The sequence below is a fragment of the Oceanimonas sp. CAM02 genome (assembly GCF_032842915.1).
In the GTDB taxonomy this organism is placed as follows: domain Bacteria; phylum Pseudomonadota; class Gammaproteobacteria; order Enterobacterales; family Aeromonadaceae; genus Oceanimonas; species Oceanimonas smirnovii.
In genome coordinates this window covers 29,503-51,029 of the sequence record NZ_JAWJBK010000029.1, presented here as the reverse complement: position 1 = coordinate 51,029, position 21,527 = coordinate 29,503, and the positions used below count along the sequence as shown (strand labels likewise).

Sequence of the window (21,527 nt, the reverse complement as noted above, 5' to 3'; positions counted from 1 at the left end):
AAGCTAGAAGCTAGAAGCTAGAAGAAAGCATGGCACAACAAGCTGGTGTGTCTGTGTTTTTCTTCAAGCTTCCGGCTTCCAGCTTCAGACTATGTTTTATAGGAGTAGTTATGCTCACTCGAATCAAGGCCATTGTGCTGCTGTCGCTGACCCTGGCACTGGCCGGTTGCGGCTTTCAGCTGCGCGGCGGGGATAACCTGCCGCCTCAGCTGCAGCGGCTGGTGCTGAATGGCGATGACAAAACCCAGTTCTACCGGCTGGTCTCGGCCCGGTTGCTGCGCGCCGGTGTGGTGCTGGTAGACAACGACGGTGATACCCCTGTTCTCTCTATTACCGGTGTCGGTCAGGGCAACACCACAGCGTCGGTCAAGCCTTCCGGTGACACCCTGGAATATGCCATGCGTTTTGGCACTCGCTTTACCCTGGATATGCCCGATGAGCCCCGTCAGGTGTTTAACGTGGCCTTTAACCGCAGCTTTCTCGACAAGTCGTCTCAGGCGCTGGCATCAAGCCGGGAACAACAGCAACTGCGGGAGCAGATGGAGCATGAAGCCGCAGAGCAAATTGTGCGGCAGCTGAGCCGTCTGTCATTCTGATGCGTCTGTATCCGGAGCAACTGAGTAAACATCTTCAGGCAGGGCTGGCCCCCTGCTATTTTATTTATGGTGATGAGCCACTGCTCAGGCAGGAGGCCCTGGATCAGTTGCGCCGGTCCGCCCGGGCACAGGGCTTTGATGAGCGTTACCGCTTCGATGCCGACAACGGCCCGGACTGGGATGCGATTTTTGATGCCAGTCAGAGCATGAGCCTGTTCAGCAGCCGGCAGATTATCGAGCTGGCACTCCCGGAGAAACTGGACAAAACCGCCTCAGACCGGCTCAGAGAGCTGCTTGCTCAAAGCCACTCCGATCTGTTGTTACTGATAAGCGGTCCCCGCCTTAACCAGCAGCAACAAAAAACCGCCTGGTACAAAGCCCTCGCTGCCGCCGGCCCGGTGATCCCGGTATTTACACCCGATGCCCGCCACCTGGCACGCTGGCTCGAGCTGCGCCTGCGCCAGCATCAGCTTGCTGCCGAGCCCGATGCCCTGCACTGGCTGACTCTGGCCTTTGAAGGTAACCTGCTGGCCGCTGCCGGCGAAATTGAAAAGCTGGCCCTGCTTAACCTGCCTCAGCCGCTGACCTTACCGGCGCTGCAGCAGCATGTGCAGCCCCATTACCATTTCAACCCGTTTCAGCTGCTGGATCCTTTGTTGCAGGGCAAGGTAAAGCGGGGCTGCCGTATTCTGCAGCAGCTTCGCCAGGAAGGTGTAGAAGCAGGCATGCTTTGTTACCTGCTGACCAAAGAGCTGAATACACTGCAAAGCCTGCACGCGGCACTGGCCGGCGGACAGTCTTTTCAGCAGGCCGCTGCCGCTTTGCATGTGTGGTCCAGTCGCCAGCCGCTGATGCAGGCCGCACTCAACCGGCTTAAAGGCCCTAAAATTACCGCCCTCTCCCGCATGCTGGCTGCGGCCGATGCTGCCGTGGCCGGGTTTGATGACGACAGTGCCTGGCGCTGGCTGCAGGCCCTGTGCGTGGGATTTTTCGACGACAAGGAGCCCGTCATACTGCCATGACTGCCCCCATCGGATTACTCGGAGGGACCTTTGATCCCGTCCACATTGCTCATCTGCGTACTGCCATTGTGGCCAAAGAACAACTGGGCCTGAATGAAGTACGGCTGCTGCCCAATCATATTCCTCCTCACAGAGCCACCCCCGACAGCGCACCGGCACACCGGCTGGCCATGGTGCGCCTGGCCGCTGCGGCTACCCCCGGACTGGTGGCAGACGAACGCGAACTGACCCGCAGCACACCCTCTTATACGGTCAACACCCTGGCAGCCCTTCGTGCCGAGCAGGGTGACCGGCCCTTGTGCTTTATTATGGGTATGGACTCGCTGTGCAGTCTTGATAAATGGCATCGCTGGCAGGAGCTGCTGGAATATGCGCATCTGGTGGTCAGTCACAGGCCCGGCTGGAAACCGAAGCTGAACACCAGGTTAACCGCCCTGCTTGAGCATCACGGCACTCAGGACAGAGAGCGACTGCATCAGACACCCGCCGGCCATATTTTTCTGCTGAACAACCCCGAGCTTGAAGTATCATCCACACAAATACGCAACAGCATCAAAGCGGGGAACAATCCGCAATATTTGTTGCCCGAGGCAGTGGCCAACTACATTCGACAGCAGGGACTCTATACCGGCACCATGGTATAATTCACGGTTGTATCATCAAGGAGAATGCACTTTTGCAAGACAAAGCACTGCACGATTTTATCGTCGATAAACTGGACGATCTCAAAGCCCGGGACATTCGTGTGCTGGATGTAACCGGTAAATCCACTATCACAGACTGCATGATCGTCTGTTCCGGTAATTCAAGCCGGCACGTTAACTCCATTGCAGACCACCTGGCTACCGAAGCCAAGCATGCCGGCCTTAATCTGCTGAGCATGGCGGGTCAGGATGCCGGTGAATGGGTGCTGGTCGATTTGGGTGATGCCATCGTCCATGTGATGCAGGAAGAAACCCGCGATTTTTATCAGCTGGAAAAACTCTGGGGTGGCAGCGCCGCCGGAGCCATGGCCGGATGAAACTCCAGCTGGTGGCGGTCGGTACCAAAATGCCGGCCTGGGTAACCACGGGCTTTCAGGAATATCAGCGTCGCTTTCCCCGGGATATGCCTCTGGAACTCACCGAGATCAGCGCCGGCAAGCGGGGAAAAAATGCCGATATTGACCGCATTCTGCATAAAGAAGGCGAACAGATGCTGGCTGCCATCAATAAATCAGCCCGCATCGTCACCCTGGATATTCCCGGCAGACCCTGGACCACAGAGCAGCTGGCCGAGCAACTTACCCGCTGGCAGCACGACGGCCGGGATGTGGCCATTCTGATCGGTGGCCCCGAAGGGCTGGCGCCGGCCTGCAAGGCAGCTGCCGAGCAAAGCTGGTCACTTTCACCGCTCACTTTGCCCCATCCGCTGGTTAGGGTGCTGGCCGCTGAAAGCCTTTATCGTGCCTGGAGCATCAACAATAACCATCCCTATCACCGGGAGTAAGTCGTGGCCAAATCCCGGGTAAAAATGCGCGATCATGTCGCCGAATCTTCTTTGCACTGGCGGCGCACCCTGGTGTCGTTTATTGCCATTGTGCTGATGATGGGCGGCCTGTTTGCCAACCTCTATCATCTGCAGATTGAAGAGCATCAGAGCTACCAGACCAGGTCCAACGACAACCGCATCAAGGTGGTGCCCATCGCACCTACCCGGGGGCTGATTTATGATCGTAACGGCGTGCTGCTGGCAGAAAACCGCCCCATTTACAGCCTGGAGATCACGCCGGAAAAGTCGAATGACCTCAATGATACCATCGAGCAGCTGATCACCCTGCTGGATCTGGATCCTGAGCTGAAAGAACGTTTTTTTCATGATGTACAGCGTCATCGCCGTTTTAACCCGGTGGTGCTGGTCAGCCGTCTGAATGAAGATCAGGTGGCCCGTTTCAGTATTAATCAGCACAAGTTCCCCGGCGCGTCCATTGAAGCCTACCTGAAGCGTTACTATCCCTACAAAGACACACTTACCCACGTACTGGGCTATATGGCCAAAATCAATGACAGAGACGTGGAGCGACTGAAACAGGACAACAAGCTGGCCAACTATGCCGCCACCCGGGATATCGGCAAACTGGGCGTTGAGCGCTATTACGAAGACCTGCTGCATGGTCATGTGGGCTACCAGGAAGTGGAGGTCAACAACCGGGGCCGGGTGATCCGCACGCTGAAATATGAGCCACCGGTGCCCGGCACCGACATTTATCTTAATCTTGATATTCGCCTGCAGCAGCAGGCCCAGGCATTGCTGGACGGCAAGCGCGGTGCCATTGTGATGATGACCCCGAAAGACGGTCAGGTACGGGCGCTGGTCTCCAACCCCAGCTATGATCCCAACCTGTTTGTGCACGGCATCAGTGGTCCGGATTATCGCGAGTTGCTGCAAAATCCCGATCGTCCTCTGATTAACCGCGCCAGCCAGGGTATTTATGCCCCCGCCTCGACGGTCAAGCCCATGCTGTCGGTTATGGCGCTGAATGAGGGAGCCATTACTCCGTCTACCCGTTTTTTTGGTGGTCCTTACTTTCAGATCCCCAATACCAAACGTAAATTCCGTGACTGGCGGCGCTGGGGGCATGGCTGGATGGACGTATACAGAGCCATTGAAATCTCGGCTGATACATTCTTTTACGATATAGCCTACCGGCTGGGCATAGATACCATGCACGATTACATGAGCCGTTTTGGCTTTGGCCAGAACTCGGGCATTGATCTGCACGAAGAAGCAAGCGGCACCATGCCATCCCGGGACTGGAAACAACGCCGGCATAAGCAGCCCTGGTATCAGGGCGACACCATTTCCGTGGGCATTGGTCAGGGTTACTGGACCGCCACCCCGCTGCAGCTGGCCCGGGCCACGTCCATTATGGTCGATCACGGCGATACCGTGCATCCGCGCCTGCTCAATGCCATTGTATTGAATGGTAAAAAAGTCAGCATGCCGATCAGTCATGGCGATCCTATCGAGCTCAAGCAGGATAATCACTGGAATGTGGCGCTCACCGGCATGTGGCGGGTCATTAACGGCAAGGAAGGCACTGCCCGCCGGGCCTTTGCCGATACTCCCTATATTGCCGGCGGCAAGTCAGGTACGGCTCAGGTGTTCAGTCTGGCGGAAAACCAACAGTATGATCATCAAAGTCTGAAGGAACACCTGCGGGATAATGCCCTGTTTGTGGCCTTTGCTCCCTTTGATGAACCTGAAGCCGTGGTCTCTGTGGTACTGGAAAATGTCGGTGGCGGCAGCTCTCATGCCGCTCCCGTGGCCAGGGCCATGCTGGACGCCTATCTGTTGCCTGATACGCCCGAGCTGAATGAAGAGGTCACCGCTCATGAATAAGCATCGCCGCTCTTTGGGTGAGCGCCTGCATCTGGACTGGCCGCTGCTGGGCGGCCTGCTGATCTTACTGACTGCCAGCCTGGTGATTCTCTATTCTGCCAGCGGGGAAAATACCGATACCTTAACCCGTCAGGGCATACATATTGCTGTATCACTCAGTGTGATGGTGATACTGGCCCAGTTCTCTCCGGGCTTTTATGCCCGCTGGGCTCCTCCTGTCTTTATCATTGGCGTTGTGCTGCTGATACTGGTGCTGCTAATCGGTGATGTTGGCAAGGGAGCCCAGCGCTGGCTGGAAATTGGCTCATTCCGGTTTCAGCCGTCGGAAGCACTGAAGCTGGCCATGCCCATTACCATTGCTGCCTATATCAGCCGCTATCCGCTGCCGCCCAGCCTGCTGCATGTGGCACTGGCCTTTGCCCTGGTGCTGGTCCCTACTCTGCTGATTGCCAAGCAGCCGGATCTGGGGACGTCTCTGCTGGTTGCCGCCTCTGGTCTGTTCGTTATTTTTCTTGCCGGTCTGCCCTGGCGCCTGATCATGCTGGCACTGGCGGGTCTGGCGGCCTTTTTGCCGGCGCTCTGGTATTTTCTGATGCACGACTATCAGAAACGACGAGTACTGACCCTGCTCAACCCGGAAAGTGATCCACTCGGTGCCGGCTATCATATTATTCAGTCTAAAATCGCCATAGGCTCAGGCGGGCTGTGGGGAAAAGGCTGGCTGCACGGCACTCAGTCTCAGCTGGAATTTCTGCCCGAACGCCATACCGACTTTATTTTTGCGGTGCTGGCAGAAGAGTTCGGGCTGGTGGGAGTCAGTGTGCTGATCCTGATGTATCTGTTTATTATTGGCCGGGGCCTGCAAATTTCAGTACAGGCTCAGGGAGCTTTTCCCAGGCTGCTGGCAGGTGCACTGACACTGACCTTTTTTGTTTATGTGTTCGTGAATATCGGTATGGTCAGCGGCCTGCTGCCGGTGGTGGGCGTCCCGCTGCCGCTGATCAGTTATGGTGGCACCTCCATGGTGACACTGATGGCCGGATTTGGCATTCTCATGTCCGTGCACACTCACAAACGCCTGTTGGCAAAATAACACACAAGGAATCACGCAATGCGCCTCGCTCTCCTTTCTGCGGCACTTTGGTTTTCAACCTCGGTTTCAGCCGCCCCCACTGTTACCGAGCAGCAGCAATGGCTGAATGAGCTGGCGGACAAATTTGAGTTGAGCCAGCAAGATCTGGATCAGGCCATTGCCGGCGCTACCTATCAGCAGTCCATTATTGATGCCATGACCCGTCCGGCCGAGGCCAAACCATGGCGTGATTATCGCCCCATTTTTCTGACCGACAAGCGTATTGAGCAGGGTGCCGTTTTCTGGAAAAAGCATGAGGCTCTGCTGACCCGCGCCGAGCAGGAACTGCAGGTGCCGGCCCAGATCATTACCGCCATTATTGGTGTGGAAACCTACTATGGTGCCCACATGGGCACTCACAGGGTACTGGATGCACTCTATACTCTTGGCTTTCATTACCCGCCCAGAGGCGCATTTTTCCGCTCCGAGCTGGGCCATTACCTGAAACTGGCCGAGCAGCAGCAGTGGGCACTGGATGAACAAAAAGGCTCCTATGCCGGTGCCATGGGCATGGGCCAGTTTATTTCCTCCAGCTACCGTCACTATGCGCTCGATTTTAATGATGACGGCCACATCAATCTGTTTGAGCCTGTGGACGCCATTGGCAGCGTGGCCAACTATTTCCACCAGCATAAATGGCAGCCGGGTGAGCCCGTGGTGCACAAGGCCAGCGTGACCGATACCGATGCTGCCGATGCCATGGTGTCTGCCGCTCTTGAGCTGGATTACAGCTGGGCCGAGCTGAACGCTGCCGGCATTACCACCGCCGTCAAACTGGCTCCGGATACGCCGGTCAAACTGCTCAAACTGGAAGGTGCAGATGGTCCGGAATATTGGGTGGCACAGCATAACTTTTATGTCATTACCCGTTATAATCGCAGCCCGCTCTATGCCATGGCGGTGTATCAACTGAGTGAAGAGATAAAACATGCGTTTGAACAACAGCGTTAAGCTTGTGCGCTCCGGGCTGCTGCTGCCACTGGCGGCACTGCTGCTGGCCGCCTGCAGCAGCCAGCCCGATGCTCCGGAGCAGACCAAAGATGACAGCTACGACCGCGAAACCGCCGGTGGCCGCTATTCCATGCGCCAGGATAAGGCACCGGGCGAAATGCCCGACATGTCTCATGTCAAGGATGCGGTGCCGCGCTTTGAGCCTTACAGCCGCCGGGGTAATAAAGATTACAACGTCTGGGGTCAGGACTATGAAGTCTGGCGCGAGGTAGAAAATTACCGGGATGAAGGCATGGCCTCATGGTATGGAGCCAAGTTTCATGGTCACGACACATCCAACGGTGAGGTGTACGACATGTATACCATGACGGCTGCTCACAAGAACCTGCCGCTGCCGTCGTTTGTCAAAGTGACCAATACTGCCAACGGCAGACAGGTCATAGTGCGAGTAAACGACCGCGGACCGTTTCACGACGGCCGTATTATCGATTTGTCTTATGCTGCAGCCTGGAAGCTGGGTATGCTCGATAAAGGCACAGCCCCGGTAAAGATCGAGCTGATTAAAATGTCTCCCGGCAAGCAGGACAGTCTTCTGGCCAATAAAGCCACAGGTCGTCATATTCAGCTGCTGGCTACCCGTTCCGGCGACAAGGCCAGAGCACTTGCTGCCCGCCTGAGCAAAGAGTATGGTTTTCCGGCCCGGGTAGAGCAGCGTTCTGATTGGTACCGATTGCAAATGGGTCCCATTCCGGCTACTCAAACAGATAAGATTCTTACCCGTTTGGTGGCTGAAGGCTTTGAACAGGCATATTTCCTGAACTAAATAACCTGATATCCATCATAAAACGGCAATTCACGCCATTCATTATTTAATAAAGGTCTGATTTACCTTATGCGTACGGTCAACATTCTGCCTACTCTCGCCATTGCCGGCCTGATGTCTTTTTCCGCTCAGGCACAAAATACCATTTCCATGATCCCCGAGCCGCCGGCCATTGCGGCCAAATCTTATGTGCTGATGGACTATGCCAGCGGCCAGGTGCTGGTGGCAGAAAATGCTGATCAGAAGCTGCCGCCGGCCAGCCTGACCAAAATGCTGACCTCCTATGTGCTGGGCCAGGCACTGGAAGAAGGCAAGGTCAAGCGTGACGACATGGTGACCATCAGTGAAGCGGCCTGGGCCCAGAACTTCCCCGGCTCTTCGGTGATGTTTCTGGAAGTCGGCAAGCAAGTGAGTATTGATGATCTGAACCGGGGCATCATTATTCAGTCGGGTAACGATGCCACCGTGGCCGTAGCCGAACACCTGGCGGGCAGCGTCAACTCCTTTGCGGACCTGATGAACTCCTGGGCCGCACGGCTGGGAATGAATGACAGCCACTTTGTCACGCCCCACGGCCTGCACAGTGATGAGATGTATACCACCGCCCGGGACATGGCCAAACTGGGTCAGGCGCTGATCCGCGATGTGCCCGAGGAATATGCCATCTATGCCGAGAAGTCGTTTAGCTTTAACGGCATTACTCAGCACAACCGCAACTCCCTGCTGTGGGATCAGTCCCTCAATGTAGACGGCATCAAAACCGGCCATGTCAGTGCTGTGGGCTACAACCTGGTATCTTCTGCCACCAAGGATGATATGCGTCTGATTGCGGTAGTGATGGGTGCCAGCAGCGAGCGTGCCCGGGCTGCCGAAAGTAAAAAACTGCTGACTTATGGCTTTCGCTTCTACCAGACCCTGACCCCGTATGAAGCGGGCAGCAAGCTGGTAGATCAGCAAATCTGGATGGGTGACAAAGACACTGTCGCCCTGGGCGTAGACAAGGCGGTGGCAGTGACCATTCCCCGTGGCCAGGCTCAGAATCTGCAAGCCGACTTCACCCTGGATCAGGCCCTGAAGGCACCGCTGGCGAAAGGCGAACAGGTAGGCACACTGCACCTGAAGCTGAATGACAGTGAAGTCGCTACCGTACCGCTGGTGGCGCTGGAAAATGTAGAGCAGGGTGGTCTGTTCAGCCGGTTTATTGACTATATTACGCTGCTGATTCAAGGTCTGTTTAAATAATATCTTATTGGGGCCGCACTCAAACGGCCCCGTTCCCGCTTCTCTCTTCACCAATAACCCTGCAAGTTGTCGGTTTCAGATTAACCGTTTTTATGTTAGAAATGCGACATGGGTTGTGAAAATTTACACCATTCCCGATTGAATACTGCTGTTTCAAAGGTTGCCATGAATACCAAATTTGATGAGTTGCTTGATTTTCCCTGCCACTTTCCCTTCAAGGTGCTGGGCCTGGCTGACGAGCGCCTGCCCGATCTGATCGTGGAAGTACTGCAGCAGCACGCTCCCGGCGACTACAGTCCCAAGGTGCGTCCCAGCAGCAAAGGCAATTATCACGCTGTCAGCGTCAATGTGACGGTGCACAGCAAAGAGCACATAGAGCTGCTTTATACCGAGCTTGGCAAAATCGAGCTGGTTAAATACGTACTCTGAGGCACTCACTCATGCAGCAGGACAAACTCACCATCAGAAACTGGGGGCTGGCGTCTTACGAGCACGTCTGGCACACCATGCAACACTTCACCGACCAGCGTGATCAAAACACCGGTGATGAGTTCTGGCTGGTGGAGCATATGCCGGTATTTACCCAGGGTCAGGCCGGTAAGGCTGAGCATGTGCTTAACGCCGGTGATATTCCGGTCATTCAGGCCGATCGTGGCGGTCAGGTTACCTATCACGGCCCTGGCCAGCTGGTGCTGTATCTGCTGCTGGATGTGCGCCGCAAAAAACTGGGGGTGCGTAACCTGGTTACCGCCATGGAAGAGTCAATTGTCGCCCTGCTGAAAGAATATAACGTGGAAGCCTACGCCAAGGCCGATGCTCCCGGCGTGTATGTCGCCGACAGCAAAATTGCCTCTCTGGGCCTGCGGGTACGTCGGGGCTGCTCTTTTCATGGGCTGGCGCTTAACGTCAACATGGATCTCAGTCCGTTTTTGCGTATTAACCCCTGCGGCTATGCCGGCATGGCCATGACCCAGTGCAGTACTCTGGGTGGTCCTCAGAACTTGGATGAAGCCCAGTCTCGCCTGGTCCCCCTGCTGGCCGGCCGGTTGGGCTATCAACATCTCTACTACACCACAGAGAAGTATCATTATGAGTAAACCTGTGCGCGTCGAACCCGGCGTAAAACTGCGCGACGCCGACAAAATGGCCCTTATTCCGGTCAAATTCATGCCCGAGCAAGAAGAAGAAGTGCTGCGCAAGCCGGAGTGGATGAAGATTAAACTTCCTCCCAGCAATCAGCGCATACAGGGTCTCAAAAACATTATGCGCGAGAACAACCTGCATTCTGTGTGCGAGGAAGCCTCCTGCCCCAATCTGGCCGAATGCTTTAACCACGGCACCGCCACCTTTATGATTCTGGGTGCCATCTGTACTCGCCGCTGCCCCTTCTGCGATGTGGCTCACGGCCGCCCGCTGCCGGTGGATCCGGAAGAGCCAGCCAAGCTGGCCAAGACCATCAAAGAGCTGGGTCTGAAATATGTGGTGATCACCTCGGTCGACCGGGACGACCTGCGCGATGGCGGTGCCCAGCACTTTGCCGACTGCATCAAGGCCATTCGCGAGCAAAGCCCCAATACCAAAATTGAAATTCTGACCCCGGACTTCCGTGGCCGCATGGACACGGCGCTGGAGATCCTCAAAGACACGCCGCCGGATGTGTTCAACCACAACCTGGAAACCGCCCCCCGCCTGTATCGGGTAGCCCGCCCCGGCGCCGACTATAAATGGTCACTGGAGCTGCTGCGCCGGTTCAAGGAAATGCATCCTCAGGTGGCCACCAAGTCTGGCCTGATGATGGGGCTGGGTGAAACCAATGAAGAGATCATGGAAGTGCTTAAGGATCTGCGTGAACATAACGTCACCATGCTGACCCTGGGCCAGTATCTGCAGCCCAGCCGTCACCACCTGCCGGTGAAGCGCTATGTGCCGCCCGCGGAGTTTGACGAACTGAAAGACTTTGCTGACGGCATTGGCTTTACTCATGCCGCCTGTGGCCCCTTTGTGCGCTCCTCTTATCATGCCGATCTGCAGGCGCAGGGTGTGGAAGTGAAATAACCCCGTGAGGGTGAGGGGTGAAGGGTGAAGAGAAAAGTCCAGCCCTTCCATCATCACCATCAGACACAAAAAAGGAGCCTAAAGGCTCCTTTTTTGTTCAGCTCAGAAGTCGGAGGTAGTTAACCCCCTCCCCCTCTGACTCCTCTCTCCTCACTTAGATTACGCCTGACGGCGGGCCGCCACGGCTTCTGCCAGCTGTGCCAGCATTTTCTCGGTATCTTCCCAGCCGATGCAGGCATCGGTAATGCTCTGACCCCAGGTCAGCTCACAGCCCTCTTTCAGATCCTGGCGGCCTTCCACCAGGTGACTTTCCACCATCACGCCCATAATGGCCTGCTGACCGGCAGCAATCTGGCCGCACACGTCTTCCGCCACCAGCATCTGCCGCTGATATTGCTTGCTGCTGTTGGCATGGCTGAAGTCGATCATCAGCTTTTGCGGTAAACCGGCTTTTTCCAGCCCTTCACACACCGCCGCAACATGCTCTGCGCTGTAGTTGGGCTCTTTGCCGCCCCGCAGAATAATATGGCAGTCCGGGTTGCCGGCAGTGGAAACAATGGCGGAATGGCCGTATTTGGTAACCGACAGAAAATGATGAGAGGCACTGGCGGCACCAATGGCATCTGCCGCCACCTTGATGGTGCCGTCGGTGCCGTTCTTGAAGCCCACCGGGCAGGACAGACCCGACGCCAGCTCGCGGTGCACCTGAGACTCGGTAGTACGGGCACCAATGGCGCCCCAGCTCATCAGATCTGCCAGATATTGCGGCGTGATCATGTCGAGAAATTCGCTGGCGGTGGGCAGGCCCATGTCGTTGAGATCCAGCAGCAGCTTGCGGCCGATGCGCAGCCCGTCGTTGATCTGAAAGCTGTTGTCGAGATAAGGATCGTTGATAAGTCCTTTCCAGCCAACGGTAGTACGCGGCTTTTCAAAGTAGACCCGCATCACCACTTCCAGCGTGTCGGCATAGCGCTCACGCAGCGCCTTCAGCTTCCGGCCATACTCAATGGCAGCGTCGGTGTTATGAATGGAGCAGGGCCCCACCACCACCAGCAGGCGATCGTCTTCACCGGCCAGAATGCGGTGAATGGCCTCCCGGGATTCAAACACGGTGGCCGAGGCGGTATCGGTGGCCGGATATTTCTCCAGCACCGCCACCGGCGGCAACAGCTCTTTGATTTCGTTAATGCGGATATCGTCGGTCTGAAAATGCATGAGCAACCCTGCTTTATATTTACTGATGAGCACCCTGGCTCGAATTCACTGTGTTTTTCCAATCTATCCCGAGCAGGGTCCGGCTGTAAACGCTCCATTAGCCTTACAGCCCATTTGTAACAGAGAAAATGCCGATGAAACCGATAACAAGGAACGATTGGACCTATTTACAATAATAATTATCATTTGAGATGTGAACCCCCTTTGCTCAAGGAGCCTGTTATGTACAAAACACTGACCTTCGCACTGGTGCATTTCACCGTCGCTTTCAGTGTGGCCTGGCTGCTTTCAGGCAGTCTGCTGGTAGGCGGGCTGATTGCACTGGTGGAGCCCTTGATCAATACAGTGGCCTACTTCTTTCATGAAAAGGCATGGCAACGCTTTCATGCACATAAGCTGGACAAAGCCACTGGTGTAGTGTGAACATGCCAGCTAATTCACCAGAGCGAGAACCGGTATGAGCTATACCCTCAATGAACAAGACAAGGCGCAGGTACTGAGCCTGAGCGATAACGAGCGTTTCAATCACCTGGTCAACCGGGTAAACGAACAACAGGAGCTCTGGATCCTCACCGATGAACACGGCTGCATGATGCTGACCACAGACGATGATGAAGACTGCATTCCGGTATGGCCCCACGCCGGCTATGCCCAGGACTGGGCCCAGGGCGACTGGCAGCACTGCAAACCGGAAGCCATCAGCCTGAATGTGTGGCTGAAGCGCTGGGTGCCGGGCATGACCGACGACGAGCTGCTGGTGGCCGTATTCCCTACCCTGAATGAAACCGGCATAGTGGTGGATCCTTACGAGCTGAAAGACGCGCTGGATCGCAAAAAGTCCTCAGGGCGGCACAACTGATGCAGGTTTGGGTAGATGCGGATGCCTGCCCCCGGGTTATTCGGGATATCTTGCTGCGCGCCGCCGAGCGCACCGGCACACCACTGATTCTGGTGGCCAATCATGTGTTGCCGGTGCCCGCCTCAAAACTGGTGCGCCAGCTGCAGGTGGCGAAAGGGTTTGACGTAGCTGATAACGAAATTGTGCAACGTATTGAGTCCGGTGATTTGCTCATTACCGCGGATATTCCACTGGCGGCAGAGGCCCTGGAACAGGGAGCTGGCGTGCTCAGCCCCCGTGGCGAGCGCTTTGACAAGGGCACCATTCGCGCCAAACTGACCATGCGTGATTTTATGGACACAATGCGCGCCAGCGGCGTACAAACCGGCGGCCCGCCCGCCCTGAGCCAGGCCGACCGTCAGGCCTTTGCCAACCAGCTCGACCGGCTTTTAAGCTCAAGGCCATAGGCTTTTCGCAGCGGCCAGCTTTAAGCTGTAAGACAAGATGGCTTGTACGCGCTGAAACATGAACAAAAAACTTACACTTTTTGCCGGGCTGCAGGCTTTTAAACCAAGGTTCGCAGTCATGCAGAAGTAGTTTTACTTATAGCTGACAGCTCCCGAAAGAGGTACACCATGTTCAGAACCCTTACCCTTGCTCTTGGTGCTCTGCTGCTGAGCGCCTGCGCCGGCGTCAGTCAATACAGCGTGTCTGAAAGCGAGCTGGAAAAAGCGCTTTATACTCAGCTGGAGCAGCAGGCCCCTACACTCACGCAGGGGCTGGTAGAAACACGCATTGACGATTTGAATCTCACCATAGGGCCGGATAACCGTCAGGTGGTGCGCCTCGATATTCGCGGCGAAACCGCCATCAATGCCATAGTGGCACGTTTTCCCGCCATGCTGGATCTGCAGATTGAAGGCCGTCCGGTCTACGATCGTCAGAAAAACGCCATCTTTATTCGGGATCTCAATCTGCTGAACAGCAAGGTTAATGCCTTTGGCTATCAGGGGGAAGTCGGGATCGCGTCAGCCGGCATGATGCAGCTGGTGCGAGCTGTGCTTGAAAACCAGCCGGTATACCGTCTTGATGATGGCCGTTATCGCTGGGTGAAAAATGTACCGCTGGCGCTGGATATTGTGCCCGGCCGGCTGGTACTCAGCCCCCGTTTCAGTGACTGACACAAACGCGCTAGGCTGGTCTGATAGATGGCATTTGGCCTACAATGGCGATGATTTTATTTAGTCCTAGCGCCACTGGCAGGCAGGTGATCTATTAACGCATCGGTTTTAATGGTGTTTGTGCCCACTTTTTTCTTTGTGTCCATCACCCCGGGCATGTGCATGACACTGGCGCTGTCACTGGGTATGACAGTGGGCGTTAAACGCACCCTGTGGATGATGCTGGGGGAGCTGGCGGGCGTGGGGCTGGTGGCCTGTCTGGCGGTAGTGGGAGTGGCTGCTCTGATGCTGCAATACCCGCAGCTGTTTCTGCTGCTTAAATACGGCGGCGGTCTTTATCTGGCCTGGCTCGGTATTCAGCTGTGGCGTTCCAGAGGCAAGCTGGCGTTAAGTCCGGTGGATGCAGGTCCGCGCCATATTCCGGCTGTTAACCTGATTAGTCAGGGCTTTATTACCGCCATTGCCAATCCCAAGGGCTGGGCTTTTTTTATTGCCCTGCTGCCTCCCTTTATCGATAACCGGGCACCGCTGCCCGGGCAGCTGGCCGGACTGATATCCATTATTCTGACGCTGGAGTTTATCTGTATGCTGCTCTATGCCAGCGGTGGCCGGACATTAAGCCGGATATTGCAGCAAAAAGGTAAGGTTCAGCTGATGAACCGCATTGCCGGCAGTCTGATGCTGGGTGTGGCGTTATGGCTGGCACTGGGCTGAGCCGGGGCCGGCTGGCCATTATGCTGGTGTTGCTGGTGGGCGTGCTTTGCCTGGGTCAGCGTATGGGCATAATGAACCCATGTGTGCAACAAACCCAGATAAGCCAGAGCGACGATGCCGCCGGCGCCGACAGCCATGAGCGCTGCTCGCTGTCGGAACAACTGCTGACCAAGTTCTGGGATCATCCCGACAGCCTGCTGCTTGGGCTGATTACCCTGTTATTCTGGTGGTGGCTGCCCCCCCGCCGTCATGGCCGCCGGCTGATACCTCCGCCAGAACCGGTGCCTGAATACCGGCGACACCTGTTACTGTGTGTATTCCGGGAATGACAGCCAAGGTAAGACTTTCTTATCTTTTGCGTTGATTACCGGAGACATTAATCGTGTATAGACTTTTTTACTTCTGTTTGCTGCTTGTCACCCTGAGCGCTCAGGCCACCGACACCGGCTGGCTGCAAGCTCCCGACCATCCGCCTGTGCAGGTGCGGCTGGTACAAAACGGCCCGTTGAACGAGGCCACCGGTCAATATGCCGCCCTGCTGCAGGTGCGTCTGGCTGACGACTGGAAAACCTACTGGCGTTCTCCCGGTGAGGGCGGCATAGCGCCCAAACTCGACTGGCAGACATCACAAAATGTTCAGGCCTTTGACTGGCGCTGGCCCCTGCCCGAGCGCTTTCATCTGCTGGGCATAGAAACTCAGGGTTATCAGCACGATGTGAACTTTCCGGTCTATATCACACCAGAAAAACGCCAGGCACCGGCTACCTTCAATGCCACTCTGACCCTGCCCAGCTGCACCACCATCTGTGTGCTCACCGAATATCAGCTGACGCTGCCGCTGCAGGCTGATGCTCCCCTGAATGAAACCGTTAACCATGATTTTCAGCAGGCGCTGTCGCAAGTGCCGCGTCCGGCAACGCTTGTGCAGGCCGGTGACTGGCGCTGGGACGCAGAAAAAGAACAGCTGGCCATTCGCTTGCTGCACGACGCTGGCTGGAGCAGCCCGAAGGTATTTGTAGACGATACCGACACCGCCGTATTCAGCCAGCCTCAACTCAGCACTACAGGCAACCAACTGGAAGCGCGCTTTACCGTCAGCAGCTGGGATCCGGAGCTCAACCTGCATGACCAACAGCTCACCGTTACCGTGGCCGATGACAGCCTGGCCGAAGAGCTGAGCGCTTCGGTGACCCAAGGCACACTGGCAGCTGCAGCCAGCAGTCAGCCCGGCCTGCTGCTGGTGCTCGGTTATGCCCTGCTCGGCGGTCTTATTCTCAACATCATGCCCTGTGTGCTGCCGGTGCTGGGGCTGAAGCTAAACACCCTGTTACTGGGCGAGCGCAGCCGTGCACAGGTACGCAGACCGCTGCTGCTGTCTGCTGCCGGCATCATGCTGTCGTTCTGGGGTCTGGCAGCCTTTATGCTGTTCCTCACCTGGTCCGGCGCTCAGCTTGGCTGGGGCATTCAGTTTCAGCAGCCGGGCTTTATCGGCTTTATGCTGGCGGTCACAGCCCTGTTTTCTCTTAACCTGTTCGGGTTATTTGAAATTCGTCTGCCCAGCGCTCTGAGTACCTGGCTGGCCACCCGTCCGGGCGGCGGCAACAGCAGCCATCTGCTGCAGGGCATGTTTGCCACTTTGCTGGCTACTCCCTGCAGTGCACCGTTTCTGGGCACCGCAGTGGCGGCGGCCCTGGCGTCATCACCACTGATCCTGATTGCCATCTTTACTGGTCTGGGGCTGGGCATGGCCCTGCCCTGGCTGGTGCTGGCGGCCTTTCCGGGCTTTGTGCGCTTTATGCCCAGGCCCGGCCCCTGGATGGTCAAAGTCAAATGGCTGTTTGGCCTGATGCTGCTGGCCACCAGCCTGTGGTTGCTGTCGCTGCTGTCAGCTACTCTGGGTGGCCCCATCAGCCTGTTACTGGCCGCTCTGTTGGTCATATTGCCGCTCTGGTCCCTGCTGCGCCGTCATGGCATGCGCGCGCTTGTCTTTGGTGCCGCCGGCATCAGCCTGGCCGGTGCGGTACTGGGCGGTGTGGCACTGCTTACCCAGGAGCACTGGGTCACGCCGGCCAAGCCAGAGCTGCCCTGGCAGCCCCTTGATGTAGCCCGCATCGAGCAGGAAGTGGCGGCGGGCAAGCGTGTATTTGTAGATATCACTGCTGACTGGTGCATTACCTGCAAGGCCAACAAGGTGGGCGTGATCCAGCGGGATCCGGTATACAGTGCACTGAGCAAGCATGATGTGGTGCTGATGCAGGGCGACTGGACCCGGCCCGATCCGGCCATCACCGACTACCTGCGGGCCCATGGCCGGGCCGGCATTCCCTTTAATCAGGTGTTTGGTCCCGGCTTGCCCGAAGGACGGGATCTGGAGGTGCTGCTGACCAGCGACAGGGTTATTTCAGCACTGGAAGCGGCACAATGAGCTGGCTTAAACGCTTGCTGGGCTATGCCCTGGTATTGCTGGTGGTGATGACGGCTGTAGATTTATGGCGCAGCCGCAGTCTGCCGGCTTCGGCTGACGCACTGGACGGTCTGGTCACCCTGCAGGGTGTGCCGGTGGATCTGGCCACTCAAAGCCAGCATGAACCGGTGCTGCTGTATGTGTGGGCCAGCTGGTGCGGCGTATGCCGGCTGGTGTCCCCCATGGTGGATCTGGTACCGGGCCGGGTGATGAGTATTGCCATTGCGTCAGGCAGCCGTGAAAAAGTACAGGCCTATATGAACGACAAGGGCTATGACTTTCCGGTGATTAACGATGAAAACAACCGGCTGGCACGTGCGCTGGGCATTGGCGTAACGCCCACCCTGATGATAGTGCACAAGGGTGAACTGAAACTGGCCACTACCGGCTTTACCACGCTGCCGGGCATGATACTCAGACGCTGGCTGGTTCAGTTCGGGGACTAAGGACTGGGGACTGGGGACTGGGGATTGGGGATTGGGGATTGGGGATGCTATTCTCTATTCCCCGCTCCCCATTCTCTGCCGTTAAAACAGCACCCGCCGGCCTTTAAGGCATGTCCGGCAGGTGGGATCCCCCATCAGCGAGCCCAGCTCTTCCGGCGCACAGCGTTTGCCGCAGTGGCTGCATTCATGAAATGACTTCAGCCGCAGGGCAATGCCTTCTTCAACCAGCGCCAGCAACTGCTCCAGGGTGCCGGTATTGCCGTCTACCACGCCCTGAGAGGTGGGCTTGGTCGTTTGCATATCATGATGCCGCCACTCCATGGCAGGCAATAACACTTCCGCCTGACCATGCTGAAACGACACGATAACCAGCACAGGATCGCCGATAAACAGACTTTGGGCTCCCTGCACCGGATAGTTCAGGTGATTAATCAGATGCTGACGCCAGGACTCCAGCGTGGGCGATAACGGCATCGCCAGCAACAGGGCATCCAGCAACTTGGATGGCATATCAGTCCTCTCCCCTCAATAAAGTTCCGGCCCCTGATACGGGGCCGGTGGTTACTCGCGAATAAGATAATCGGCCTGGCCTACCCATTTGTAGCTGGTCAGCTCTTCCAGCCCCATTGGCCCCCGGGCATGCAGCTTCTGGGTAGAGACCGCCACTTCGGCCCCCAGGCCAAACTGGGCACCATCGGTAAAGCGGGTAGATGCATTCACGTACACGGCCGCAGACGGCGCGCCATTAATAAAACGCTCGGCATTAACCAGACTATTGGTCAGAATGGCATCGGAGTGAGCCGCATTGTGTGCCCGCAAATGGGCCAGCGCCGCGTCAACATCGCTCACCAGCTTCACGCCCAGCGTCAGGCTCAGCCATTCGGTATCAAAGTCGCCGTCTTCAGCAGCGCGCACCGTGGCGGGGCCGTTTTGCAATAGTGCCAGTGCCGGCGGAGCAGCCACCAGGGTCACATTTTTTTCCGCCATGCGAACACTCAGGGCTGGCAGCAGGTCAGCGGCAACCCGTTCATGCACCAGCAGCGTGTCTATGGTGTTGCATACACTGGGACGCTGGGTCTTGGCATTATCAATGACCTCAACAGCACGCACCAGGTCGGCACTTTCGTCCACAAACATATGGCCAATACCAAAGCCACCGATAATGACCGGAATGGTAGACTGCTCCTTGCACAGCTGGTGCAGACCGGGGCCGCCACGCGGAATAATCATGTCTACATACTGATCCAGCTTGAGCAAACCGCTCACCCACTCCCGTCCAGGCTCACCGATATACTGCACACAGGATTCAGGCAAATCGCAGGCTGCCAGTGCCTGACGGATCACTTTTACCAGTTCCTGATTGGTATGAAAGGTTTCCCGGCCGCCGCGCAAAATGCTGGCATTTCCGGTTTTCAGGCACAGAGCAGCAATATCGATGGTGACATTCGGGCGAGCTTCATAAATAACGCCTACCACGCCCAGCGGTACCCGGCGGCGGGACAGCCGCATGCCATTTTCCAGCACCCGGGACTCAAGCTCGGCACCCACAGGATCCGGCAGCCGCACCACATTGCGTACATCGTCGGCAATGGCGGTAAGCCGTGCGCTGTTCAGCATCAAACGGTCGAGCATGGCATCACCAATGCCGTTTTCCCGGGCAATGGCCAGATCCTTTTCATTAGCCGCCAGAATGGCAGCCGCGTTTTGCTCAAGCGCACCGGCCATGGCAATGAGGGCCGCATTCTTGGTTTGGGTACTGGCTTGCGCCAGCACATAAGAGGCCTGTTGGGCAGCATCGCCCATTTGTTGCAAATCCATGATATCTCCTACAAAAGCACCAGATCGTCACGATGAATGGCAACACTGCCATAGCCATAGCCAAGCAGTGTTTCTATTTGATCAGAGTGCTGTCCTTTAATATGGTCCAGATCCTGTGCGTCGTAACGACAAATTCCCCGGGCCACTTCCCGGCCGTCGGCATTGACAATACGCACGGCCTCACCCCGGCGAAAACGCCCTTCCACCCGTACTATGCCCTTGGGCAGCAGGCTGGATCCCTTGTCTGTTACCGCCCGCACAGCGCCGGTATCAATATGAATCTCACCATGGGGAGGCGGGCCCGCCAGGATCCAGCGCTTGCGGCTTTCCAGCGGCGTGGCCAGTGCCGGAAAACGGGTACCCACCCGCTCGCCGGCAGCCAGCCGGCCTACCACTTCCGGAATCTGACCGGTAGCAATCACCACATCCACCCCGGCCCGGCGGGCGACGTCGGCAGCCTGCAGCTTGGTGGCCATACCACCGGTGCCCAGACCACTGACACTGCCCCCGGCCAGCTTGCGCAGGGTATCGTCTATGGTCTGCACTTCTTCAATCAGCTGGGCATCTGGGTTATTGCGCGGATCGGCAGTAAAGAGACCACGCTGATCGGTCAGCAGGATTAACAAGTCGGCCTCGGCCAGAATGGCGGCGCGGGCAGACAGATTATCGTTATCCCCCACCTTGATCTCATTGGTGGCCACGGCGTCGTTTTCGTTGATTACCGGAATAATACGGTGATCCAGCAGGGCACGCAGACTGTCCCGGGCGTTGAGATAGCGCTCTCTGTCTTCCAGATCGGCACGGGTCAGCAGCAACTGGCCCACATGCAGGCCATAGATATTGAATAACGACTGCCAGGTCTGGATCAGCTGGGTCTGGCCAACGGCTGCCAGCATCTGCTTGTTGGCCATGGTACCGGCCAGTTCAGGAAAGCCCAGGTGCTCACGGCCGGCAGCAATAGCGGCTGAGGTAACGACAATAATGCGGTGGCCAGCCCGGTGCAGGCTGGCGCACTGGCGCACCAGCTCCACCATGTGTGCCTTGTCGAGATGGCGGGTGCCGCCGGTGAGCACACTGGTACCCAGTTTTACAACAATGGTTTTGCCTTTCATGGAACGCCCTGCGGCTCCTTTACTACACAGCAATGCCGGCATGGTGCCGGCAATTGTTATTTAAAATTTGGTTTTGCGGCGGGCCGAAAAACGCTTAGGCGGGGCTCAGCAGGTGCTTGTCACCAAGCTCCGGTGCCGGGCCGGCACTGAGAGAAAGTTCGTCAAGACAGGCAGCCAGCTTGTCGTAGAAGTCACGCAGGGTACGGGCAACTTCCTCTTCATGCTTGCGGGGAATATCCCGCTCCTGCCACTCACCCCCTTCGCCACCAAAGTGACCAAGACGATAATGAAATTCAAAACTCTGGTCGCTTTTAGGCACAAGCTTCAGCCACCAGCCCCAGAATTCCCGTTTTTCCGGCTCCGCCTTGGCACTGACGCACACCGCCAGGCAATCAAAGAAGTAACCGTCCTGACTGGACTGCTCACTGCGCAGATAGGGGCCAATGGCCGCAAACAGACGCAACAGCTTGCCATGACTTACTGTTTCAGTACTCATAACCACCTCCCTGGTAACTGGCCTATATGTAACGCTTTTTC

Annotated in this window: 26 protein-coding genes; 21 read left to right on the top strand and 5 right to left on the bottom strand. The window is 56.8% G+C overall.

Annotation, left to right across the window (positions count from 1 at the left end):
• The first annotated feature begins 110 nt into the window (after positions 1-110).
• From lptE to lipA, 13 genes are all read left to right on the top strand, one after another.
• Complete coding sequence (gene lptE / locus R0I78_RS09485) at positions 111-596, top strand: LPS assembly lipoprotein LptE (RefSeq protein WP_317075163.1); 486 nt, start codon at positions 111-113, stop codon at positions 594-596.
• Positions 596-1,618, top strand: coding sequence for a DNA polymerase III subunit delta (gene holA / locus R0I78_RS09480; protein WP_317075162.1), 1,023 nt, complete (start codon positions 596-598; stop codon positions 1,616-1,618). The genes lptE and holA overlap by 1 nt, the downstream gene beginning before the upstream one ends.
• The gene (gene nadD, locus R0I78_RS09475; protein WP_317075161.1) at positions 1,615-2,262 is read left to right on the top strand and encodes a nicotinate-nucleotide adenylyltransferase; all 648 of its coding nucleotides are present in this window, start codon (positions 1,615-1,617) and stop codon (positions 2,260-2,262) included. Before holA ends, nadD begins: the two co-directional genes overlap by 4 nt.
• A 32-nt stretch (positions 2,263-2,294) precedes the next feature.
• Complete coding sequence (rsfS, locus tag R0I78_RS09470) at positions 2,295-2,639, top strand: ribosome silencing factor (RefSeq protein WP_019934361.1); 345 nt, start codon at positions 2,295-2,297, stop codon at positions 2,637-2,639.
• Positions 2,636-3,106 (top strand): 23S rRNA (pseudouridine(1915)-N(3))-methyltransferase RlmH, encoded by a 471-nt coding sequence (gene rlmH, locus R0I78_RS09465; RefSeq protein WP_019934362.1) that lies wholly within the window; start codon positions 2,636-2,638, stop codon positions 3,104-3,106. The genes rsfS and rlmH overlap by 4 nt, the downstream gene beginning before the upstream one ends.
• Positions 3,107-3,109: 3 nt before the next feature.
• Positions 3,110-4,999: a penicillin-binding protein 2 gene (gene mrdA / locus R0I78_RS09460; RefSeq protein ID WP_019934363.1), complete on the top strand. Its 1,890-nt coding sequence runs from the start codon at positions 3,110-3,112 to the stop codon at positions 4,997-4,999.
• The gene (gene rodA, locus R0I78_RS09455; RefSeq protein WP_019934364.1) at positions 4,992-6,092 is read left to right on the top strand and encodes a rod shape-determining protein RodA; all 1,101 of its coding nucleotides are present in this window, start codon (positions 4,992-4,994) and stop codon (positions 6,090-6,092) included. Before mrdA ends, rodA begins: the two co-directional genes overlap by 8 nt.
• Before the next feature lie 18 nt (positions 6,093-6,110).
• Complete coding sequence (mltB, locus tag R0I78_RS09450; protein ID WP_317075160.1) at positions 6,111-7,082, top strand: lytic murein transglycosylase B; 972 nt, start codon at positions 6,111-6,113, stop codon at positions 7,080-7,082.
• Complete coding sequence (locus tag R0I78_RS09445) at positions 7,060-7,905, top strand: septal ring lytic transglycosylase RlpA family protein (protein ID WP_019934366.1); 846 nt, start codon at positions 7,060-7,062, stop codon at positions 7,903-7,905. The genes mltB and R0I78_RS09445 overlap by 23 nt, the downstream gene beginning before the upstream one ends.
• Positions 7,906-7,974: 69 nt before the next feature.
• The gene (locus R0I78_RS09440; protein ID WP_019934367.1) at positions 7,975-9,147 is read left to right on the top strand and encodes a serine hydrolase; all 1,173 of its coding nucleotides are present in this window, start codon (positions 7,975-7,977) and stop codon (positions 9,145-9,147) included.
• 165 nt (positions 9,148-9,312) lie between these two features.
• Positions 9,313-9,576: a DUF493 family protein YbeD gene (ybeD, locus tag R0I78_RS09435; protein ID WP_019934368.1), complete on the top strand. Its 264-nt coding sequence runs from the start codon at positions 9,313-9,315 to the stop codon at positions 9,574-9,576.
• A gap of 11 nt (positions 9,577-9,587) precedes the next feature.
• Positions 9,588-10,244 (top strand): lipoyl(octanoyl) transferase LipB, encoded by a 657-nt coding sequence (lipB, locus tag R0I78_RS09430; RefSeq protein ID WP_019934369.1) that lies wholly within the window; start codon positions 9,588-9,590, stop codon positions 10,242-10,244.
• Positions 10,237-11,202, top strand: a complete 966-nt coding sequence (gene lipA / locus R0I78_RS09425; RefSeq protein WP_019934370.1) for a lipoyl synthase — start codon at positions 10,237-10,239, stop codon at positions 11,200-11,202. Before lipB ends, lipA begins: the two co-directional genes overlap by 8 nt.
• A 159-nt stretch (positions 11,203-11,361) precedes the next feature.
• On the opposite strand, the gene aroG is transcribed toward lipA, so the two are convergent.
• Positions 11,362-12,417 (bottom strand): 3-deoxy-7-phosphoheptulonate synthase AroG, encoded by a 1,056-nt coding sequence (aroG, locus tag R0I78_RS09420; RefSeq protein ID WP_317075159.1) that lies wholly within the window; start codon positions 12,415-12,417, stop codon positions 11,362-11,364.
• 222 nt (positions 12,418-12,639) lie between these two features.
• Between aroG and R0I78_RS09415 the strand changes: the two genes are divergently transcribed.
• From R0I78_RS09415 to R0I78_RS09380, 8 genes are all read left to right on the top strand, one after another.
• A complete protein-coding gene (locus R0I78_RS09415) occupies positions 12,640-12,840 on the top strand; it encodes a DUF2061 domain-containing protein (protein ID WP_317075158.1) in 201 nt (66 codons plus the stop codon).
• A 34-nt stretch (positions 12,841-12,874) separates the two neighbouring features.
• Complete coding sequence (locus R0I78_RS09410) at positions 12,875-13,276, top strand: DUF2750 domain-containing protein (RefSeq protein ID WP_019934373.1); 402 nt, start codon at positions 12,875-12,877, stop codon at positions 13,274-13,276.
• On the top strand, positions 13,276-13,722 hold the full coding sequence (locus tag R0I78_RS09405) for a YaiI/YqxD family protein (protein ID WP_317075157.1): 447 nt from the start codon (positions 13,276-13,278) through the stop codon (positions 13,720-13,722). Before R0I78_RS09410 ends, R0I78_RS09405 begins: the two co-directional genes overlap by 1 nt.
• A gap of 168 nt (positions 13,723-13,890) precedes the next feature.
• Positions 13,891-14,436, top strand: a complete 546-nt coding sequence (locus tag R0I78_RS09400) for a DUF1439 domain-containing protein (RefSeq protein WP_317075156.1) — start codon at positions 13,891-13,893, stop codon at positions 14,434-14,436.
• A 111-nt stretch (positions 14,437-14,547) separates the two neighbouring features.
• Complete coding sequence (locus R0I78_RS09395) at positions 14,548-15,150, top strand: LysE family translocator (RefSeq protein WP_019934376.1); 603 nt, start codon at positions 14,548-14,550, stop codon at positions 15,148-15,150.
• Complete coding sequence (locus R0I78_RS09390) at positions 15,132-15,479, top strand: hypothetical protein (protein ID WP_317075155.1); 348 nt, start codon at positions 15,132-15,134, stop codon at positions 15,477-15,479. Before R0I78_RS09395 ends, R0I78_RS09390 begins: the two co-directional genes overlap by 19 nt.
• Before the next feature lie 53 nt (positions 15,480-15,532).
• The gene (locus R0I78_RS09385) at positions 15,533-17,575 is read left to right on the top strand and encodes a protein-disulfide reductase DsbD family protein (RefSeq protein WP_317075154.1); all 2,043 of its coding nucleotides are present in this window, start codon (positions 15,533-15,535) and stop codon (positions 17,573-17,575) included.
• A complete protein-coding gene (locus R0I78_RS09380; RefSeq protein WP_317075153.1) occupies positions 17,572-18,060 on the top strand; it encodes a protein disulfide oxidoreductase in 489 nt (162 codons plus the stop codon). The genes R0I78_RS09385 and R0I78_RS09380 overlap by 4 nt, the downstream gene beginning before the upstream one ends.
• Before the next feature lie 81 nt (positions 18,061-18,141).
• On the opposite strand, the gene R0I78_RS09375 is transcribed toward R0I78_RS09380, so the two are convergent.
• From R0I78_RS09375 to crl, 4 genes are all read right to left on the bottom strand, one after another.
• Positions 18,142-18,570 (bottom strand): hypothetical protein, encoded by a 429-nt coding sequence (locus R0I78_RS09375; RefSeq protein ID WP_019934380.1) that lies wholly within the window; start codon positions 18,568-18,570, stop codon positions 18,142-18,144.
• 51 nt (positions 18,571-18,621) lie between these two features.
• Positions 18,622-19,878 (bottom strand): glutamate-5-semialdehyde dehydrogenase, encoded by a 1,257-nt coding sequence (locus tag R0I78_RS09370; protein WP_317075152.1) that lies wholly within the window; start codon positions 19,876-19,878, stop codon positions 18,622-18,624.
• Between the two features lie 8 nt (positions 19,879-19,886).
• The gene (gene proB / locus R0I78_RS09365) at positions 19,887-20,990 is read right to left on the bottom strand and encodes a glutamate 5-kinase (RefSeq protein WP_317075151.1); all 1,104 of its coding nucleotides are present in this window, start codon (positions 20,988-20,990) and stop codon (positions 19,887-19,889) included.
• A gap of 94 nt (positions 20,991-21,084) precedes the next feature.
• Positions 21,085-21,486 carry a sigma factor-binding protein Crl gene (gene crl, locus R0I78_RS09360; RefSeq protein WP_317075150.1) on the bottom strand — a complete coding sequence of 134 codons (402 nt, stop codon included), beginning with the start codon at positions 21,484-21,486 and terminating at the stop codon, positions 21,085-21,087.
• Positions 21,487-21,527 lie beyond the last annotated feature (41 nt).

Excerpts from the sequence above, each read along its gene's own strand:
- R0I78_RS09370 (WP_317075152.1), bottom strand. The coding sequence starts at position 19,878 with ATGGATTTGCAACAAATGGGCGATGCTGCCCAACAGGCCTCTTATGTG.
- rlmH (WP_019934362.1), top strand. The coding sequence starts at position 2,636 with ATGAAACTCCAGCTGGTGGCGGTCGGTACCAAAATGCCGGCCTGGGTA.
- R0I78_RS09395 (WP_019934376.1), top strand. The coding sequence starts at position 14,548 with ATGGTGTTTGTGCCCACTTTTTTCTTTGTGTCCATCACCCCGGGCATG.
- mltB (WP_317075160.1), top strand. The coding sequence starts at position 6,111 with ATGCGCCTCGCTCTCCTTTCTGCGGCACTTTGGTTTTCAACCTCGGTT.
- lptE (WP_317075163.1), top strand. The coding sequence starts at position 111 with ATGCTCACTCGAATCAAGGCCATTGTGCTGCTGTCGCTGACCCTGGCA.
- lipB (WP_019934369.1), top strand. The coding sequence starts at position 9,588 with ATGCAGCAGGACAAACTCACCATCAGAAACTGGGGGCTGGCGTCTTAC.
- R0I78_RS09405 (WP_317075157.1), top strand. The coding sequence starts at position 13,276 with ATGCAGGTTTGGGTAGATGCGGATGCCTGCCCCCGGGTTATTCGGGAT.
- R0I78_RS09400 (WP_317075156.1), top strand. The coding sequence starts at position 13,891 with ATGTTCAGAACCCTTACCCTTGCTCTTGGTGCTCTGCTGCTGAGCGCC.
- R0I78_RS09380 (WP_317075153.1), top strand. The coding sequence starts at position 17,572 with ATGAGCTGGCTTAAACGCTTGCTGGGCTATGCCCTGGTATTGCTGGTG.
- holA (WP_317075162.1), top strand. The coding sequence starts at position 596 with ATGCGTCTGTATCCGGAGCAACTGAGTAAACATCTTCAGGCAGGGCTG.
- ybeD (WP_019934368.1), top strand. The coding sequence starts at position 9,313 with ATGAATACCAAATTTGATGAGTTGCTTGATTTTCCCTGCCACTTTCCC.
- R0I78_RS09390 (WP_317075155.1), top strand. The coding sequence starts at position 15,132 with ATGGCTGGCACTGGGCTGAGCCGGGGCCGGCTGGCCATTATGCTGGTG.
- R0I78_RS09445 (WP_019934366.1), top strand. The coding sequence starts at position 7,060 with ATGCGTTTGAACAACAGCGTTAAGCTTGTGCGCTCCGGGCTGCTGCTG.
- aroG (WP_317075159.1), bottom strand. The coding sequence starts at position 12,417 with ATGCATTTTCAGACCGACGATATCCGCATTAACGAAATCAAAGAGCTG.
- R0I78_RS09440 (WP_019934367.1), top strand. The coding sequence starts at position 7,975 with ATGCGTACGGTCAACATTCTGCCTACTCTCGCCATTGCCGGCCTGATG.
- nadD (WP_317075161.1), top strand. The coding sequence starts at position 1,615 with ATGACTGCCCCCATCGGATTACTCGGAGGGACCTTTGATCCCGTCCAC.
- crl (WP_317075150.1), bottom strand. The coding sequence starts at position 21,486 with ATGAGTACTGAAACAGTAAGTCATGGCAAGCTGTTGCGTCTGTTTGCG.
- R0I78_RS09410 (WP_019934373.1), top strand. The coding sequence starts at position 12,875 with ATGAGCTATACCCTCAATGAACAAGACAAGGCGCAGGTACTGAGCCTG.
- R0I78_RS09375 (WP_019934380.1), bottom strand. The coding sequence starts at position 18,570 with ATGCCATCCAAGTTGCTGGATGCCCTGTTGCTGGCGATGCCGTTATCG.
- R0I78_RS09415 (WP_317075158.1), top strand. The coding sequence starts at position 12,640 with ATGTACAAAACACTGACCTTCGCACTGGTGCATTTCACCGTCGCTTTC.
- lipA (WP_019934370.1), top strand. The coding sequence starts at position 10,237 with ATGAGTAAACCTGTGCGCGTCGAACCCGGCGTAAAACTGCGCGACGCC.
- rodA (WP_019934364.1), top strand. The coding sequence starts at position 4,992 with ATGAATAAGCATCGCCGCTCTTTGGGTGAGCGCCTGCATCTGGACTGG.
- proB (WP_317075151.1), bottom strand. The coding sequence starts at position 20,990 with ATGAAAGGCAAAACCATTGTTGTAAAACTGGGTACCAGTGTGCTCACC.